Annotated in this window: 13 protein-coding genes; 7 read left to right on the forward strand and 6 right to left on the reverse strand. The window is 46.7% G+C overall.

Annotation, left to right across the window (positions count from 1 at the left end):
- Positions 1-85: 85 nt before the first annotated feature.
- Both DXX93_RS00345 and DXX93_RS00350 read left to right on the forward strand, forming a co-directional pair.
- Positions 86-2,458 (forward strand): Tex family protein, encoded by a 2,373-nt coding sequence (locus DXX93_RS00345; RefSeq protein ID WP_116006315.1) that lies wholly within the window; start codon positions 86-88, stop codon positions 2,456-2,458.
- Positions 2,459-2,655: 197 nt separating this feature from the next.
- The gene (locus DXX93_RS00350) at positions 2,656-3,093 is read left to right on the forward strand and encodes a GNAT family N-acetyltransferase (RefSeq protein WP_116006316.1); all 438 of its coding nucleotides are present in this window, start codon (positions 2,656-2,658) and stop codon (positions 3,091-3,093) included.
- Between the two features lie 201 nt (positions 3,094-3,294).
- Here the strand turns inward: DXX93_RS00350 and DXX93_RS00355 are convergent, their stop codons facing one another.
- Positions 3,295-4,476: an IS4 family transposase gene (locus tag DXX93_RS00355; RefSeq protein WP_116006317.1), complete on the reverse strand. Its 1,182-nt coding sequence runs from the start codon at positions 4,474-4,476 to the stop codon at positions 3,295-3,297.
- 384 nt (positions 4,477-4,860) lie between these two features.
- Here DXX93_RS00355 and DXX93_RS00360 point away from each other — a divergent pair, with 384 nt between their 5' ends.
- Positions 4,861-5,109, forward strand: a complete 249-nt coding sequence (locus DXX93_RS00360; RefSeq protein WP_116006318.1) for a YdcH family protein — start codon at positions 4,861-4,863, stop codon at positions 5,107-5,109.
- Positions 5,110-5,288: 179 nt separating this feature from the next.
- Here DXX93_RS00360 and DXX93_RS00365 read toward each other — a convergent pair whose 3' ends face one another.
- The 5 genes from DXX93_RS00365 to DXX93_RS00385 form a co-directional block, all read right to left on the reverse strand.
- A complete protein-coding gene (locus DXX93_RS00365; protein WP_116006319.1) occupies positions 5,289-5,822 on the reverse strand; it encodes a sel1 repeat family protein in 534 nt (177 codons plus the stop codon).
- Positions 5,823-6,117: 295 nt separating this feature from the next.
- Positions 6,118-7,152 (reverse strand): DcaP family trimeric outer membrane transporter, encoded by a 1,035-nt coding sequence (locus DXX93_RS00370; protein ID WP_116006320.1) that lies wholly within the window; start codon positions 7,150-7,152, stop codon positions 6,118-6,120.
- 168 nt (positions 7,153-7,320) lie between these two features.
- Positions 7,321-9,219, reverse strand: coding sequence for an acetate--CoA ligase (gene acs / locus DXX93_RS00375; protein WP_116006321.1), 1,899 nt, complete (start codon positions 9,217-9,219; stop codon positions 7,321-7,323).
- A gap of 199 nt (positions 9,220-9,418) precedes the next feature.
- Positions 9,419-10,144, reverse strand: a complete 726-nt coding sequence (locus tag DXX93_RS00380; RefSeq protein ID WP_116006322.1) for an exonuclease domain-containing protein — start codon at positions 10,142-10,144, stop codon at positions 9,419-9,421.
- Complete coding sequence (locus DXX93_RS00385) at positions 10,144-12,006, reverse strand: putative nucleotidyltransferase substrate binding domain-containing protein (protein WP_116006323.1); 1,863 nt, start codon at positions 12,004-12,006, stop codon at positions 10,144-10,146. Before DXX93_RS00385 ends, DXX93_RS00380 begins: the two co-directional genes overlap by 1 nt.
- A 211-nt stretch (positions 12,007-12,217) precedes the next feature.
- Between DXX93_RS00385 and DXX93_RS00390 the strand changes: the two genes are divergently transcribed.
- The 4 genes from DXX93_RS00390 to DXX93_RS00405 all read left to right on the forward strand — a co-directional run bounded on the left by DXX93_RS00390 (position 12,218) and on the right by DXX93_RS00405 (position 18,260).
- Positions 12,218-12,463, forward strand: coding sequence for a DUF4212 domain-containing protein (locus tag DXX93_RS00390; protein WP_374188917.1), 246 nt, complete (start codon positions 12,218-12,220; stop codon positions 12,461-12,463).
- A complete protein-coding gene (locus tag DXX93_RS00395; protein WP_116006325.1) occupies positions 12,463-14,199 on the forward strand; it encodes a sodium:solute symporter family protein in 1,737 nt (578 codons plus the stop codon). Before DXX93_RS00390 ends, DXX93_RS00395 begins: the two co-directional genes overlap by 1 nt.
- A gap of 130 nt (positions 14,200-14,329) precedes the next feature.
- The gene (locus DXX93_RS00400) at positions 14,330-14,770 is read left to right on the forward strand and encodes a hypothetical protein (protein ID WP_116006326.1); all 441 of its coding nucleotides are present in this window, start codon (positions 14,330-14,332) and stop codon (positions 14,768-14,770) included.
- A 52-nt stretch (positions 14,771-14,822) separates the two neighbouring features.
- A complete protein-coding gene (locus tag DXX93_RS00405; RefSeq protein WP_116006327.1) occupies positions 14,823-18,260 on the forward strand; it encodes a hybrid sensor histidine kinase/response regulator in 3,438 nt (1,145 codons plus the stop codon).
- Positions 18,261-18,300: the final 40 nt, after the last annotated feature.

Raw genomic sequence — 18,300 nt, forward strand, 5'->3', positions numbered from 1 at the left:
AGCATATTGCCGTAAATTGCGTATATAATTTGCGGCATTATTTCTTTCAAATGAACATGTGTTCAACTTTTTTCAAAGGTTTTCTATGAGCCAAATCGCTCAGCAAATTGCGCAAGAACTTAATGTTAACACCGCTCAAATTACAGCGGCGATAAATTTACTCGACGAAGGAGCAACTGTCCCTTTTATTGCTCGTTATCGAAAAGAAGCCACGCACGGATTAGATGATGGTCATCTACGCAGCTTAGCGACGCGATTAACCTATTTGCGTGAGTTGGCTGAGCGCCGCCAAGTGGTGCTAACCAATATTGAGCAGCAAGGTAAGCTGACTCAAGGGTTGCGCCAAGCCATCGAAAGTGCTGACAATAAAACCCGCTTAGAAGATTTGTATTTACCTTACAAACCCAAGCGTCGCACCAAAGGGCAAATGGCGATTGAAGCTGGCCTTGAACCGCTGGCTGATATGCTTTTTGGCGACTTAACAACGGTGCCAGAGCAAGCCGCTAAAGACTTTATCAATACCGATAAAGGTTTTAGCACCAGTGAAGACGTACTGGCTGGTGTCGTTAGCATTTGGGCGGAGCGCAGTGGTGAAGATGCCGAACTATTGGCTAAATTGCGTAACCACCTAAAAAAACAGGCGCATTTGGTATGTAAGGTGGTTAAAGCCAAGCAGGGTGAAGCGGCAAAATATCGCGACTACTTTGCGCATCAAGAGGTACTAGTGAAGGTGCCAGCACATCGCATGTTAGCCATGCTACGCGGCAAAAATGAAGGTTTTTTGCGCTTGAGTATCGCGGTTGACCCAAGCAGCGATAGCAAAAGTTATTGCTCTGCCCACGACATTATTGCTCAGCACTATGGTTTACGCCTGTCAAACCAAGCTGCGGCCAAATTCATTACCGCGCTTATTCAACAAGTGTGGAAAACCAAACTGTCTGGCCAGTTCGAAACCGAATTTTTCGGTGCCTTGCGTGAACAAGCTGAGCTAGCGTCAATTAACGTTTTTGCCAGTAACTTAAAAGATTTACTGATGGCCGCACCTGCGGGGGCGAAAGTAACCATGGGGATTGATCCTGGCCTGCGTACCGGTTGTAAAGTGGCGGTTATCGATGACACGGGTAAATTAGTGCAAACGGCGACTATCTACCCACATGCTCCGCAAAATAACTGGGACAAGTCGATGCGTACACTGGTTAATTTAGCGCGTCAGCAAAAAGTGGAGCTAATCGCTATTGGCAATGGCACGGGTTCTCGGGAAACCGATAAACTGGTGGCGGAAGTGGTTGCTGCTTGTGCAGACAACAAGCCGACAAAAGTGATGGTTAGCGAAGCAGGGGCGTCGGTTTATTCTGCTTCAGAGTTAGCGGCGGCTGAGTTTCCTGAGCTGGATGTCTCAATTCGCGGTGCGGTGTCGATTGCACGCCGCTTACAAGATCCGTTGGCAGAATTGGTAAAAATTGACCCTAAAGCCATAGGTGTTGGTCAATACCAGCATGATGTTAGCCAAAGTGCACTGACTGCGTCACTCGATGATGTGATTGAAGACTGCGTAAATGCGGTCGGGGTTGATGTCAACAGCGCGTCAGCGTCATTGCTATCACGTGTCGCGGGGTTAACTAAAACCATTGCGCAAAATATTGTTGATTATCGCGATCAGCACGGCCGTTTTAGCGATCGCAACCAACTCCTTAAAGTTGCGCGTTTAGGGCCAAAAGCGTTTGAACAAGCGGCGGGCTTTTTGCGTATTCGCGCAGGTGACAATAAGTTGGACAACACTGGCGTGCACCCAGAAAGCTACCCTGTGGTGGCTGCGATGATTGCGCAATTGGCTACACAAGTAGACGAGCTGATTGCCAACCAATCACTGCTAGCCCAGGTTGATTATCAAACTTTACCAGCCAACATGGTGGGCGAGTTGACCTTCAAAGATATTATCGACGAGTTGAACAAACCTGGTCGTGACCCGCGTCCAGAGTTTAAAGTGGCGCAATTTAAAGAAGGCGTTGAAAGTTTGGCGGATCTTACTCCGGGCATGGTGCTCGAGGGCGTAATTTCAAATGTGGCTAACTTTGGCGCCTTTGTTGATATTGGTGTGCATCAAGACGGCTTGGTACACATTTCGGCACTGACGAATAAATTTGTCAGTGATCCGCGCGAGATTGTCAAAGCCGGTGACGTGGTGAAAGTGAAAGTGCTTGAGTGCGATGTTGAACGCAAGCGTATTAACTTAACCATGCGCTTGGATGACGATGTCAACACAGCAGGCGGCGCTAAGCCAACTAAGCAACAAAACCATCAGCAAGGCAACGGCAAGCCCGTGCAAAAAAGCTATGCGGGTAAACATAATGCGGGTAAACACAATGCCGGCAAGCATAAGCCGCGCAAAGACAAAGCGCCCACGAATGCTGCCATGGGTAACGCCTTTGCTGATGCATTTGCCAAGCTGAAAAAATAAGTTTCACGGAGCACGGCCCGCACGTAAACAGGCGGACAATAAAACGCTTTAAGTGAAAACTAAGGCAGCGATAGTGAGATGGATAACTATCGCTGCACACTTTCAATAACTCGTCAATTCTAGAACTTCGAGCTAGTTACGTTTTTTAAGCTCCAATAGCATGGCAAAAAATAAACCAACATAAATGGAGAGCTGTGATGGATGGTTATCGCATAAGTTGCCAACTCAATGAAATGAGTTTTGAGGTCATACACGATTTTATCTCCAGCAGTTACTGGGCAGCAGGAATGCCAGCAGATACCTTGCACAAAGCGTTGGCAAATTCATTGTGTTTCGCTGTGCTGAATCAACAAAATAACACGGTGGCATTTGCCCGTGTGATCACTGATAAGGCGACATTTGCTTATCTTGCGGATGTGTTTGTAGTGGCTGGTGAACGTGGCGAGGGGCTAAGTAAGTACCTTGTTGAATACATAGTTAACCATGATGATTTGCAGGGGTTACGGCGTTTTATGTTAGCAACGTTTGATGCGCATTCACTCTACGAAAAATTTGGCTTTAGCGCAGTTGATGCCACCGAGTCACAATCACTGATGCAAATTCGCGATGCCGATGTTTATTTACGTGACAGTTAAAGATTTTTTAGCTGAACTAGGCTAACAGAGAGCTAAGAATATGCTAATACCAATTGAAATAAATACTTAATCATTCAGCGAGAATTAAAAGGTTCAGAGGCAAGGCATTGATTGCAGAGAATGGTCGCTCCCTTGTCAAAATCAATAACGCAGCATATGAACCTTTTAAACTCGCCCTTTGGGCTGAGGGATCCCCATTTATCATACAATGATTATCTTGTTGTAGTCGTTAATGAAATTTAACCAACTCCTTTTGATAAACCTCTTTGTTAACTGGTGAGGGCATTGTTTGACAATATTTTTGGCGAGTGACAGAAATGAAAGCACGCGCCGCTTTCTCACGGTATTTGCTTGGAACCTAAAGTGCCATTTTCTTCTTTCTGCTTCAAAGCCAATAAGCCAGAGTACCAAGCTTGCTACACAAGCGATAAGGCACAGTATGCTCATCCGTTTAATGCCCATCGTTCGACTAAACCGCCAAGAAAAACCATACTGCTCACTTTTGTCATCTCTAAAGTTTTGCTCTATTTGCATACGTTTAGCGTACAAATTGATTACTTCGCGACTTGTTAGCTCGGCATCAGATGTCGCGATGAGCCAAGGTTCATGAGCAAGGTTGCGGTACATTTTATCATCCTTAGTAAAGCGGCTTTTCCCGCGTCGGCCTCTGTGCTCACCTTGATAAAGGTGCAGGCTCGCTTGGCACCCCGTTTTGCTGTGTTGCGTTAACCTTGCGCTCCCTAAATTTTTAGGTGTACAACTGGCGTCCTTTCTTAACTGCGCTAAGGTTTGCCATTGCGTTGGCTGCTGTTTCAATTGGCACTTCATTGTACCTCGCAGTCGACCAATAAAATCCCATCCGTGGGCAAGTACTTCGGCATACCAAGGTGTTAAAAAGCCGCCGTCAGATGTGATATACACTTTCGCATGCCCCGCCAATATGTGACTTAATCGTGAGAGAAACAATTGATGAGTGGTACGGGTTTCCTTATCCTTTTCTTCAACAACCATGTTGTAGAGCGTCATTGAGCGACCATCGACCAATAAACTAGCGCGTAACAAATGATAATTTGAGCCACAGCACCCACTCCAGTCGACAGCAATGACTAGGTATGGCAATTGGCTTATAACGGGCTTGGCAAGCGCACGGTAAATGTCAATAAGCTCTCGTTGTAAGTGGTCATTGTTTAAAAATCTGTCGATTCGTTTAATTTTGTTTTTACTGAACGCTTTTCCTTCGAGGTGTCGACCTATATCAGTGAGAGTTAACCGATTCGAGTCAATTAACGCATCGGCACTGAGCATTAAGGTTTTCATGCGTGCGCGATTGAAGGAAGAGAGGGTATTTTTAAGGTAGTTGTGGCATAGTGATTTTACAGGCATAACAGTTGTCCTTATTGTGTTTGGCGATTCAATAAGATCACAAATTGTTATGCCTGTCACTTTTTGGGGATTCCTCAGCCCTTTGGGAGCGTGTCAGCGTCGCGATAACTGCGCCAAATTGATGAGATGTAGAACAACTATATCAACAAAAATTTGGCTTGTTCTCCCACCGCTGACAGCGCTCTGAATTGATCAATTAATTAATTCAATTGGTATAAGTGCCCGCTAAGCAAAGGCGAGGTGAAAGCCCCCAAACAAAGCGAATCAAAACTTGTGCTAGATCAATATGCTATAAGCTACTAGGCGTACACTGAAATTATCGATTAGGACTAATGTTTCCTTAACACATGATTAATTTTGAGTCTAAGTAGGGGTAGTTGAATTATGTTGAATGAAAAACACGATTTGCATCATGAATTTCCTGAGTTTAAAGACGCCATCCGCCATTTGAAGATGAATGATGCTCATTTTGCGCGTTTGTTTAAAGAGTATCACGAGCTTGATCATGAAGTTATTCGCATTGAGCAAGGTGTTGAAAATACCTCTGATGAATACCTCGAACAGCAGAAAAAACAGCGTCTGCACTTGAAAGACGCCTTGTTTACTATGTTAAAAAAGCACGAGGCCTCTTAACTGTTAATTGTTCAGCTTATTTTCCCAACCAAGCTGATTGTGGCGACTCAAATGAGTCGCCTTTTTTATGCGTGAAAAAAAGCCCTAGCCGGTTGGGAGGGCTAGGGCAAAGACCACTATTGATCCAGAGATATCAATACGACAAGTGTTCAGGCAACTGATCAAACAAGATGGCAAAGTTAGTTAGCTGCCAATGCTGGGTTGCTGATATAGTAAAAGCCGTCTTTCACTTCTGATTTAGTACACAAATGTGTTGGCTTTTTTGAACCAAGCGTTTTGGTGTTTCGGCATTTCATTTTTTGCGCTTTAGCACCGTATTGTGCTTGATAATGACTCGCTTGCTCTTTGGCTAGCGCCAAGTAGTCAGCAGGCAACTTCTCATTCAGCATGGCAAGTGGTTTCTTCCATTGCTTGCTCTTTTGCTCATTAGCAACGGATAACCAAGCGTAACTTTTTAATAAATCCTGATTAGTGCCTTGGCTGTTTAAATACATAGTACCTAAGATATATTGCGCCTGTTTTTCGCCACGCATAGCAATGACCTCAAGCGCTGCCAAAGCTTTTTCGTAGTCTTTAGACTGGTATAGTGTTAATGCCGATTGATATTCTTCTTTGTACGTATCAACGTCGATCAAATTGGCGTTGCTGGTGGTAGCAAGTGCAGACGTACTCGTAATACATAAACCGAAAAGGAGAGTTGCTAACGTTTTCATGGTCATTCCCTATAAATAAACTGACACTAATTAAGATGCAACTCATGTTACAAAGGTTGTGCCATGCAGGTAAAAAACTTTTATGTAAATGAAATGTAAGGAAATATTTTTTTAATGGCAAAGTGCTCGGTATTCTCTGTCGATAAAGCAAAGACCACAAAATAGTTAAATTGATTAATTATTAGCGTATTTCGTATGGCTTATTGGGCGCGATAATGCTGTGCTTATCAAGGAGGGAAAGGAGGTGATAAAAGGCAAGATAACGCCCTTTATCACCTTGTTTGAGAGGTGTTTGCTAAAGCACGTATTTCACCGATAGCTGTGCATAATCGGAATCTGCATTTGAGTCTTTTTGTTCAAAATTGCCTATCTCAAAGCCCCATGAAAGGTGCTGTGTAAGGTTGTTGAAGATATTGATACCCCAATGAATACGCTCAGCATCGGCCACATCTGTGGTTGTTTTACCGTAGAATATGTTGCTGCGATAGTCATCGAACCAGAAGTGACGGTAGGCAACCATGACGGATGTCGACTCCTCCACTTCTTCCCCGACCAAATCTCGCGCTGCAACAACCCCAACGTATCGGCCAGTCTCTCCACCGTGCAACTGGAATCTGATGTCATCTCGGCCAAAGGTTTTAACGCGGCCCGCGATACCATAACCAAAGGCTGATTCTGAATTGCCACCCACGGTATTTAGCTGACGCGCCAAGCCTGCCACCGAAACATTGCCCCAATCGCCAGAGAAAGTGTACTTAGCGATAACGTCTGGCACTGAGTCTTGGCTTGAGTCGCCGCGATCTGATTCTGGGTTTTCGATTGCTAGCTGCAATCCGCCTTTGGTGTATCTAATTTGCCCCTGGCGAATAAAGGCAACTGAGTTCAATGGCCCGGCGAAATCAGCAGCTTCTGCCAAGGCACTGGTGTTTACAAAGGTCGACCAAGTTTGTCCGACAAGGAAATCTTGGTATTTGATAAACGCATGTCGAATCCGAGGGTTTGATGAATTGGACACAATTTCGTTACCGCCACCGCCATGGAAGTCCATTTCAATAAAGCCAGTGACATCACCGCGCACATATTTCGTATTGAAGCGTGTTTCCGTCGCCCGAAAGCTGAATCTGGAAATATCACCGACATTACCTAAGCCCACCCAATAGTCGTTGGTGATACTGTTGACATTACCATCAACGTAGCGCGCATCGAGTTTGATATAGCCACCAAAGGTGAGGGTGTCTTGATCGGTTATTTTGACTTCATAACCGGCATTTGCCTGTGATGAGGCTGCCAATATGCCTGCCACCAGTAGTGACTTGTGAAATGTTTTCATCTTTATCTCCCATTGCTATCAGCGCTGAGATTGGAGGTAAAGCATCAATCTACGGGCTAAATTCGCTGTTGTCGTTGTTTTATCTTGTTTAGCTTTTTTGTCTGGTTTGGGGTGATATGCGTTGCGCGATCAAACATCGCGCAGTTGCTGTGCCATTGCTGTCGCTGGCTATTCTTCCAGCGTGCTTAAATCACCTTCATCTTGGCCAAGCGCTCGTGCTTTGAGTACGCGTCGCATAATTTTCCCAGAACGTGTTTTCGGCAAACTGTCAACGAACTCAACGGCTTCTGGCGTGGCGATTTTGCCCATTTCGTTTGCGACATGCGCTTTGAGGGCAAGTGCTAATTCTTTGGATGGTGTATTCCCTTGTTTGAGAATGACATAAGTGTGAATGGCATTACCTTTGAGTTCGTGCGGTAAGCCAACAGCGGCCGCTTCACTGACTTCTGGATGGCTGACCAAGGCGCTTTCTATCTCGGCGGTACCTAATCGATAACCACTGACTTTCAATACTTCATCCATGCGACCAATCACCCAGATATAACCATCTTCATCTTTTTTCGCACTGTCACCAGCGAGATAGCGCCAATTGCCGTCATCTGTTTGCTTCCAGTACAATTCTTGATAGCGTGCTGGATCTTTGAATATCGTGCGCGCCATACCGGGCCAAGGGTTGTTGATGATCAACTTGCCTTCGTCATTGGTCTCCACTTCATTACCATCATCATCAACAATGGTCATTTCGTTGCCAAAGAAAGGCTTAGTAGCTGAGCCGGGTTTGAGTGGCGTGATCGGTAGTGGGCAAATCATAAAGCCGCCCGTTTCGGTTTGCCACCAAGTGTCGATGATTGGGCATTTGTCTTGGCCAATCACATGGTGATACCAGCGCCATGCTTCCGGGTTAATGGGTTCGCCAACACTGCCCAGCAAACGCAAACTGGATAAGTCGTGCTTTTGTGGCCAGCGATCGCCAAAGCGCATCAATCCGCGAATCGCCGTTGGCGAGGTATACAAAATATTGATGCCGTAATTTTCGATGATTTGCCACCAGCGATTGGGGTAAGGATAGTTTGGCGCGCCCTCGTAGAGCATAATGGTGGCGCCGTTAATCAAAGGGCCGTAAACGATATAACTATGACCGGTAATCCAGCCTGGGTCGGCGGCACACCACCAGCGGTCTTGTGGCTTTATATCAAATGCCATACGGTGTGTCGTTGAGGTGTATACCGCGTAGCCGCCATGCGTATGCAACATGCCTTTGGGCTTACCTGTGGTGCCTGAGGTGTACAAGATAAACAGCGGATCTTCTGCGGATGTTTGCTCGGTGTCGCATTTGCTGCTGGCGATTGGTAGGGCTTTTAAGTCGTGTAGCCAAAAATCACGGGTTGGCTCCATCTCAACGTCAAGCTCGTTATTTTTGACACAAATACACACCTCAATACTGGGTGAACGCATCATGGCATCGTTGGCAATGGATTTTAAATCAATGGCCTTGCCACGACGCCAGCCGCCATCGGCGGTGAGCAATACCCGAGATTGTGCATCGTCTATTCGCGATGCCAGTGCTTCGGTGCTAAAGCCGCCGTAAACCACCGAGTGAACCGCACCAATTTTGGCGCAAGCTAACATGGCAAACACTAGCTCAGGGATTTGCGGCATGTAAATGGTGACGATGTCGCCTTTGCTTACGCCCATGCTTTTGAGCACATTGGCAAACTGGCACACTTCGCGGTTTAGGCCATTGTAGGAAAAGTTGCGCACTTGGCCGTTTTCACCTTCCCAAATAATTGCCATTTTGTTGCGATTGGCATTGTTCAAGTGTCGATCAATCGCGTTGTCAACAATATTGATGGCACCGCCGTCAAACCATTTGTAGAAAGGCGCATTAGATTCATCTAACACTGTGTCCCATTTTTTATACCAGCTTAGGGTTTCAGCTTGCTCTGCCCAGAACCCTTCGCGATCTTGGATAGAGCGCGCATAAGTTTCGTCATAGTCTTGGACATTAGCTTGGGCGATAACCTCGGCGCTTGGGTGAAAAATGTCGTTTGGCTTTGTTGTACTCATAATAATTCTCTACTTGCTAATATCTGCTGGTTCAGTTTTTTGCTGATTAGCTTTAAGGTAGAGAGAGTTTGCGCATTTATGAATTAGACCTAAGTCTAAGATTGTCCCATACAGGGTTAGACTTTAGTCGTAGCGAGCAACAAATTGCGGTGAGTTTGTCGCGACTTTACATGATGAAATAACACTTTTTATGAAGAACTTAACGCAAGAATTTTGCTAGCGAAGTGGTGTCCTGATGGTGGTGCGCCAGTTCTGCTAATAGTAGCTCTGCGGTGGCGACCGCATCGTTTAACGCATTATGAGCATAGTGACTTGGCAACTGGTAGCTGGCGCGTAAATTGGTGAGTCGAAGCGCAGAGGGGTCATAAGCCGCTTGTCGCTGATCAAGTCGTTTTTTGGCCAGTGCTAAGGTGTCAATAATCGGATAAATGGGCGCAAAGCCATACAGCTGCTTGCAGGCTTTTGCCAGAAAGCTTTGTTCTATTTTTGCAAAATGTGCCACCACGACTCGGCCAGACATCGCATGTAAGAGTTGTTCAATAACGACTGCCAAAGGGTAACCTTGTTGTGATTCTTGTGCGGTAATTTGGTGGATCGTCGCACTCTCCGTGAAGTGCTGATGCTGCTTCGTCTTATTACCTTTGACACTTTGGTATTCTTGCTTAACCAGAAAATGTTGGCTTGAGCCAAGTGATATCGACAAATTGTTGATCTCAACAAATCCGACACTTAATAACTCGCCCGTACGCGCCGATATGGCGGTGGTTTCAAAATCTAATGCCAATAACGGAGTTTCACCGATGGCAAAATGTGGCGCTGGGATCGGCGTTTTCAACAAAGTTTTTAACGGGCCTTCGGGGACTTTCGCCGCGAGCCGCTTGCGCTGCGCGGCTAAGCTAAAAGGGTTCCAGTGAGTTAGGCTCACTAGTAAACCGCCTGACGATTGTCTTGTAAGGTTTTAATCACTTTAAACGCGTCCTTCAAGTGCTCTCGTTCAAGCTTGGATAGCTCGGTGGGGGATAAGTAGTTATCCGCTTTTTGACCAGCATTTAACCGATTTGCTTGGTGGTTGAGCCGTAAGGTGGTTAAAAATTCAAAAGCATCTATTAAGTTATCCGCAGAGGCTTGCGTAATGGCTGGCGTACCCGCCGCTTGGCGCAGCCGTTCAATGGTGTTCACCGCCGTAATCCCTTGTTGCAGCGCGTAAATTCGCGCGAGATCAACAATAGGCGCGATACCATTGTGCTTGAGATCGAGCGTCTTCTTGTTATCACCGTTAGACACTAAGACAAAGTCGCGAAAAAAGCCTAACGGCGGCTTAAATTGCAGCGCATTTCTTGATAAATGCGCGATGAATAAACTGGCACCTTGAGTCGAGCTGATGTTTTGTTGCTGGATACCCGCAAGTAATTGCGTGTCACCATAGATGGTTGCTAAGTCAAAGAACACGCTGCATTGCAACAAGGCGTTGGGATCGGGTGTGGTGATCCATTGGTTGAAATACTGTTGCCATTTGGCTTGGGTTGTTCGCCATTTCGGGTTAGTTGCCATGATCTCACCGGGGCAATATACAAAACCGCATTTGGCTAAGCCATCGCATACGAAGGTGGCGAGCTTTTCAAACCACGGCGCATGCTCTGCTCGCATGCTGTTGTCAATGATCAGTCCATTGTCCTGATCCGATTGAGCCAGTTGTTCTTGTCTTGCTTGCGAGCCAGCGGCAACCCACGCAAAAGGCACGGGGGCTGCACCGTATAGCTGCTCGGCAATTTCGATTAAGCGTATGGTAACCGCCATGGTGATGGCGCTAATGCTTTTCCCCACTTGCTCTGCGGGAATGCCGAGTTTTGCCATTCTAATTTGAAGTTTGGGTATTAGTTGGCTGAGCGCTACCAACTCGTCGACTGAGCTTGATTTGTGAATTTGACTGGTCAGGCTAATCGCATTTTGTTCGGCGAAGTACATTAAATCGGTAATGGTTAACATGCCGCACAACTGGCCTTGATCGGTAATGGGCAAGTGATGGATATGTTGACTGGTCATAGTGATCAGCGCATTAAATGCCGTACTTCTGACATCCATGGTGGTGATATTTTCGGTCATAATGGCGCTAATGGGTTCGCTGGGTGCGATACCTTGGGCAATACAGCGGCGGCGAAAATCTTTGTCGGTGACAATGCCACATACTGCCTGTAAGTCATTGACCACCACTAAACAAGAAAATCCCAGTGCAGTCATTTTTTCTGCGGCTTCGCGAATCGTGCAACTTACTGCAATAGTTGCCGCTGGTGATTGATACAGCTGGTCGATGCCTGTGTTGGCTAGTGTCGCGTCGACAGTCGCTTGCTTGTGTAAGGTGGAAACCTGATGTTTGAGGCGCTCTTCTGCTGAGCGTTCAAAAAATTCACCAATATCAGGCGTATCAATCACACAGTTGAGCAAGGCTTGTTTTTCAATGCAATACAGTAAGCAATCTTCGTCAGCGGTTACTGCGATGTCGGCATATTTTTCTGGGTAGCCAAATACTGTGCAGATATCCCCTTCACCATACTTGCCAATTAGCTCCGTCGATTGCAGCGATGTTTTAACGTAGCTCAACGCCCCTTTGCGGACGATGTAAAAGCACGGAGCTTGCGCGTTGTTGGCATTCAGCGGCAGAGATTGCCCCTGAGTGATGTACTTAATTGAGAAATGACTGACGAGCTTAGCCACCAATTCAATTGGCGCTTGCTCAAACGGCGCGATGCCGCTCATAAAGGCGTAAATCTCGCTGAGTTCATTATCCATGCATTGCCTTTGCTGTGTTGCCGTGTCTCCTTGTTCTTTTTAGGTGAGCGCGGCGCACAGGTCAACGGTTTTCAAGACAACCTAGACTAAAGTTTAATACCTCAACAAAAACTTCCTTGCTAGGGTTTATGCAAGGTAGGTACAGCACATACTGGAAAAACCTACTCGAAATTTACTCTAAAAATACAACAGGCGACACGAGGAGAGCATTGTGGAAACAAGTTATTGGCAGGAAAACCTGCGACTTATTTTAATCTGTCTCGCAATCTGGTTTATCGTATCGTTCGGCTTTGGTTTACTGCTTGTTGAACCGCTAAACACTATCCGCTTGGGTGGTTACAAACTGGGTTTTTGGTTTGCGCAGCAAGGTTCAATTTACACCTTCGTCGGATTGATATTCTGGTATGCCCACAAAATGAATCAACTAGATAAAAAATACAATGTGGAGGACCAGTAATGGATGAATTAAAGCTTTATACATGGATCGCCGTGGGCGGTACCTTTGGACTGTATTTTTTCCTTGCTTGGTGGGCGAGGGCAGGCTCGACGAGTGAATTCTACGCGGCAGGTGGCGGTATTAGCCCACTGCAAAATGGCATGGCGATTGGTGCCGATTGGATGAGTGCCGCCTCCTTTATTTCCATGGCCGGACTCATTGCCTTTCTCGGCTATGGTGGCTCAGTATTTTTAATGGGGTGGACTGGCGGCTATGTGTTGCTGGCAATGTGTTTAGCACCTTACATGCGCAAGCACGGCAAGTTCACGGTGCCTGAATTTATTGGTGATCGCTTTTACTCGCGAACGGCGCGCATTGTTGCCGTGGTGTGTTTAATTATCGCGTCAGTGACTTACATCATTGGGCAAATGAAAGGGGTGGGTGTTGCTTTTTCTCGCTTTCTTGAAGTGGAATACGACATGGGCCTCTACATTGGCATGGGGGTGGTATTTGTCTATGCGACGCTCGGCGGCATGAAAGGGATTACCTACACCCAAATTGCACAATATGTCGTGCTGATCACCGCTTACACTATTCCAGCAATCTTCATTTCGCTACAACTCACGGGTAACCCTATTCCACAGCTTGGACTTGGCTCGACATTAGCCGATGGCAGCGGCGTGTATCTCTTGGATAAACTCGATATGGTGGTCACCGATCTTGGCTTTAAAGAATACACCACCTCGACCTTAGGCTCGGTTGAAATGTTCGCCTACACCATGTCATTGATGATAGGTACGGCTGGCTTGCCGCATGTGATTATGCGCTTCTTTACTGTGCCTTCTGTTAAAGCGGCACGTCAATCGGCGGGCTATGCCTTAGTGTTCATTGCGCTACTTTACACAGTTGCACCAGCGGTTGGCGCGATGGCGCGTTTCAATTTAATGAATACCATTGAACCTGCTGCCGGTGAAAACCTCGTTTACGATGAGCGACCACAGTGGTTTAAAGATTGGGAGCGCACCGGGTTACTGCAATTTGAAGACAAAAATGGTGATGGCAAAATTCAGTACACGTCTGATGCTCAAACCAATGAAATGGTAAAAGTTGACCGTGACATTATGGTACTTGCTAACCCGTCTATTGCGAACTTGCCGAACTGGGTGATTGCCTTAGTGGCGGCGGGCGGTTTAGCGGCGGCACTATCAACGGCAGCCGGCCTATTGCTCGCGATATCCTCAGCGGTTTCCCACGACTTGATGAAAGGGGTGTTGATGCCCGATATGAGTGAGAAATCTGAACTGAGAGCAAGTCGTGTGGTGATGACGCTATCTATACTCTTTGCTGGCTATCTTGGCCTCAATCCACCGGGCTTTGCTGCGGGTACTGTGGCTCTCGCGTTCGGTTTAGCGGCATCGAGTATTTTCCCCGCGCTGATGATGGGTATTTTCTCGAAGAAAATGAGCAGTAAAGCGGCGGTTGCTGGCATGTGTGCAGGTTTAGGCGTCACTATGCTGTACGTGTTCCAGCACAAAGGTATCATGTTTATTCCGGGTACTTCGTTTATGGGCGGCATGGAGCAAAACTGGTTCTTTGGTATTTCGCCCAATGCCTTTGGCTCGGTTGGCGCTTTGGTTAACTTTGCTGTTGCCTTTATTGTGCTCAAAGCAACAGGGCCAGCACCAAGCGAAATTCAAGACTTGGTTGAAAACTTCCGTACGCCACATGGTGAAATTGCGGGGGCGCATGATCACTAGTGGCACATCCATTAGACCTTGAATTCAAGTAGGTCTTATTTGGCAATCTCGGCAGCAGGCTTTAGGGTTAAGTTGCCTAGATTGCCTTTTTTCTTGGAACTGGCGGCTTTGAAACACGGCAAGGAGTTACATGAATAAGCATACTAAGTTGGCGATTTTTATTGCCCCGTTTTTATTACTCGGTGGTTATATTGCCTCAGATTACTATCTGGAATATCGCGCTAATCAAGACAAAGTTATCCAATTAGTGCCTGATGGTCACTGTGACGTTATCAACGAAAAGTGTGTATTTTCTGCGGGCGACTTATTGGTCAATGTATTTGATAAAAACGGTATTACCGGGGTCAATTCTACTTACCCGATAGACAGTGCTGTGCTGTTCATAGTCGATAGCAAAGATCAGTATCAAACCTATCATTTAGCAATGGCAAATTCGCCATACTATTGGCAGCAGCCAACTGATTTGCGCGAGCGCATCCCAGAAAAAGGCGAAAAGCAGCGGTTGCGGATGATAGTTACCATAAAAGGTGGTAAATATATCAGTGAATTTTATAGTCAAACGGTGCAATAAGCGGATTACTGCGGTTGACCGTGCAATGAACTAACAAGGATGCTGTAGCCTTATGTTTGCCAATTGGCAGTTAATCGCCGTCAGTTTAAGCTATATCGGATTGCTGTTTGGTATCGCTTATCTTGGCGACAAATACCGACATCACCTGACCAAGCAGTGGCAGCCACTGATTTACGCGATGACCATGGGGGTTTACTGTACCTCGTGGAGTTTTATGGGCACCACTGGGCAGGCAGCGACTGACTTTTTCTCTCACCTCCCTATTTTTCTGGGGCCGATTTTACTGTTTGTCTTTGCGTGGCCATTTCTGATGCGCATGATTCGGGTCAGTATCAAATTGAACCTGACCTCAATAGCCGATCTACTGGCCGCGCGTTTTGGCAAATCCCATAACTTAGCGATTCTGGTGACCATTGTCGCACTGGTGGGGACGATGCCGTACCTTGCCTTGCAACTTAAAGCCATTGTTTACTCTTTTGAGCAGCTACAAGGGCGTGCGCTGGTGAGTTCAGCCCAGCTGGGACTGATCATTAGCATGGTACTTGCGGGGTTTACCATCGTCTTTGGCGTTCGCCAGCTTGATGTGACCGAGCGTCATCCGGGGGTGATGTTGGCGATTGCGTTTGAGTCTCTGGTGAAGTTATTTGCGTTTGTCACTATCGGCATTTTTGTCTGCTTTTTTCTTTTCGATTCGCCACTGGCTCTGTGGGAACAAGCTGGCGCGCAGGCGCAAGTTGAAGAGCAACTCGCTTTTTCCAATATCACTGGCTGGTTGGCAATGTTGATCATAGTGATGGCCGCTTTTTTGTCACTACCGCGCCAATTTCAGGTAATGGTGGTTGAGCTGCAAGACGAGCGTGACACGAGACTTGCACGTTCGCTATTTCCTATTTACCTCTTTATTTTTGCGGTGTTAGCGATTCCGATGGGCTTGGCGGGCAAGGAACTACTGGGCAATCAAGTGCCGGCTGATACATATGTTTTATTCCTGCCGGCGGCTAGTGGTCAGGCTTGGATGACGTTATTGGCTTTTTTAGGGGCGATATCGGCGGCAAGCTCTATGGTGATTATTGCCGCGATTGCGCTTAGTACTATGTTAAGCAACGAGATTATCTTCCCGTTAGTTTATCGCTACCGCTCGCGTAAACAGCAACTGTCATTCGATGAATTTCGCGTTAATTTGCTAAAAATACGCAAGTTTTTAGTGTTCTTTGTGATTATGCTCGGCTACTTAGTGTTTCTAGTGGCATCGCCAGATGCCTTAGCGGCTCTCGGTGTTGTCGCATTTGGCGCATTTGCGCAACTAACCCCTGCCTTGTTAGCTGCATTTTATTGGCGAGGTGCCAGTTTAACGGGGGTTTTCGCGGGTATTTTAGTGGGCTTTTCAATGTGGCTATTTTTAAGCTTCCTGCCACAACTGGGGATCAGTGTTGACGGCTTCAGTGATGCCTTAGTCAACAGCAGCACTATGGTGAGTTTATTCAGTTTGGTGGCTAATATTTTTGTCATGTACACCGTTTCTCAAATTAGTCGTCAAAGTGTGCAAGAGCGCGTACAAGCCTCTGTATTTCTAGAATGGCAACCAACCGTCACCGCAACGAAACAGCACAAAAAAGCAGTTAGCCCGAAAGAGCTAGAACTGCTTGTTTCACGCTTTATTGGTCAAGACAAAGCGCGAGAAAGCTTTGCCAGTTTTGATGCCTCGGTGAATAAGGTGGTTATTGGCGCCGCCCAATACAACCAGCAATTGTTGCACTTCACCGAGAGTAAGTTAGCGAGCACTATGGGCGCATCATCAGCGCGTTTGGTGTTGTCGTCTGCACTAGAGGGGCGAGACTTCGCGTTAGACGAGTTAGCCATATTAGTTGAGGAAGCATCCAGCCAGCAGCAGCAATTTGGTCAGTCATTGCTGCAAAGTGCAATAGAAAACGCCAGCGAAGGTATCTCGATTATTGATAAATCATTGAATTTAGTGGCGTGGAATAAAAAGTACCTTGAACTGTTTGGCTATCCGGAATCGCTTGTTTATGTTGGTAGCCCTATCGCTTCACTGATTCGCTTTAACCTAGAGCGAGATTTATACGCCGCAAAAAACATTGAACAGCAAGTGCAACGTCGTATTGATTTTTTGCGCCAAGGTAGCCCGCACAGCTCAGAGCGCGAGTTAGGCGATAAGGTGATTCGCATTCAAGGTAACCCATTACCTGATGGCGGTTTTGTGATGCTGTTTTCCGATATCAGTGCCTATCGACGAGCAGAGCAAGTACTGAAAGATGCCAATGTCGATCTAGAGGCACGGGTCAATGAACGCACCGAAAAGTTGGCCAATGCTAACCGTGAGTTAGCGCGAGCGAGAGAAAAGGCTGAGCAGGCACATTACCAAAAAAGTTTGTATTTAAAAGCGTGTAGCCATGATTTGATGCAACCGATTGAGGCGGCACGTCTCTTCAGTGAAGCATTGGCTAACCAGTCGTTGTCTGCGCAACAGCAGCGTCAGGTTGACAACATCAGCAATTCGCTCAAAGTGGCTAACGAATTGTTGTCAGATCTCGCTGAAATCACGCGTATTGAAAGCGGCAAAATAAGTCCGAATGTTGAACCTTTTGCTTTGCAAACCTTATTTGATGAAATCGCCAGTGAGTTTTCATTGTCTGCTCAGCAGCACGGTGTTGAATTTCAGGTGATGCCAACCAAAGTTTGGGTCTACTCTGATGGTTACTTGTTGCGCCGTATGTTGCAAAACTTGATCACCAATGCTTTTCGCTATGCCAGCCCAGGTCGGCTGTTATTAGGGGTTAGGCGCAGTCATAACAAAGTGCTCATTCAAGTGATCGATACTGGCCCCGGTATCCCAGCGGCGCAACAGACCGCCGTATTTGAGCAGTTTACACAGCTGGCTCAAGAACAACACAGTGGTAAAGGGCTGGGCTTAGGACTCAGCATCACTAAGGGCATCAGCCAAGTATTGGGGCATCAGCTGTCACTGGTTGCTCTGCAAGGCCATGGTTGTTGTTTTTCGATAGCTGTTCCGCGAGTAGAGGCGGTTAGCAAGCCCATTATGCAAGCCAACAAGCCTGCGACACTCAACGGCATTTGTGTACTTTGCGTTGATGACGATGAAGATGTGCTCGCGGGGATGGTGGAGATGCTATCGAGTTGGCATTGTGAAGTGCTGGCGGCCAACAGCGCAGCGAGTGCGTTAACAATGTTTGCACAACATAAGCTTAGCATCGACATTCTGTTGGTTGATTATCAGCTGTCGGCAACCGACAATGGCATCGAATTGATCCAAGCAATGCGGGCGATGACCAATGTTTATTTGCCCGCCATCTTAGTGAGCGCCAGCAGTGAGTATGCGCTCGATGACAAAGCCGCAGCAAACGAGATAGGGTTTATGCGAAAGATGGTCAAGCCCGCTGCGTTAAGGGCGTTGATGAGCGCCAAATTGAGTGAACAATTACATCGCCAATTTATCGCAGAGCGAGGCTAATGTCGCGATATTAACCTGTCTATGCCTCAGCTAATGCCAA

The sequence above is a fragment of the Thalassotalea euphylliae genome (assembly GCF_003390335.1).
Taxonomy (GTDB): Bacteria; Pseudomonadota; Gammaproteobacteria; order Enterobacterales; family Alteromonadaceae; genus Thalassotalea_F; species Thalassotalea_F euphylliae_B.

What these genes read in the sequence shown, in the direction of transcription:
- DXX93_RS00345 (WP_116006315.1), top strand. Translation starts at nt 86, where the DNA reads ATGAGCCAAATCGCTCAGCAAATTGCGCAAGAACTTAATGTTAACACC.
- DXX93_RS00350 (WP_116006316.1), top strand. Translation starts at nt 2,656, where the DNA reads ATGGATGGTTATCGCATAAGTTGCCAACTCAATGAAATGAGTTTTGAG.
- DXX93_RS00355 (WP_116006317.1), bottom strand. Translation starts at nt 4,476, where the DNA reads ATGCCTGTAAAATCACTATGCCACAACTACCTTAAAAATACCCTCTCT.
- DXX93_RS00360 (WP_116006318.1), top strand. Translation starts at nt 4,861, where the DNA reads ATGTTGAATGAAAAACACGATTTGCATCATGAATTTCCTGAGTTTAAA.
- DXX93_RS00365 (WP_116006319.1), bottom strand. Translation starts at nt 5,822, where the DNA reads ATGAAAACGTTAGCAACTCTCCTTTTCGGTTTATGTATTACGAGTACG.
- DXX93_RS00370 (WP_116006320.1), bottom strand. Translation starts at nt 7,152, where the DNA reads ATGAAAACATTTCACAAGTCACTACTGGTGGCAGGCATATTGGCAGCC.
- acs (WP_116006321.1), bottom strand. Translation starts at nt 9,219, where the DNA reads ATGAGTACAACAAAGCCAAACGACATTTTTCACCCAAGCGCCGAGGTT.
- DXX93_RS00385 (WP_116006323.1), bottom strand. Translation starts at nt 12,006, where the DNA reads ATGGATAATGAACTCAGCGAGATTTACGCCTTTATGAGCGGCATCGCG.
- DXX93_RS00395 (WP_116006325.1), top strand. Translation starts at nt 12,463, where the DNA reads ATGGATGAATTAAAGCTTTATACATGGATCGCCGTGGGCGGTACCTTT.
- DXX93_RS00400 (WP_116006326.1), top strand. Translation starts at nt 14,330, where the DNA reads ATGAATAAGCATACTAAGTTGGCGATTTTTATTGCCCCGTTTTTATTA.
- DXX93_RS00405 (WP_116006327.1), top strand. Translation starts at nt 14,823, where the DNA reads ATGTTTGCCAATTGGCAGTTAATCGCCGTCAGTTTAAGCTATATCGGA.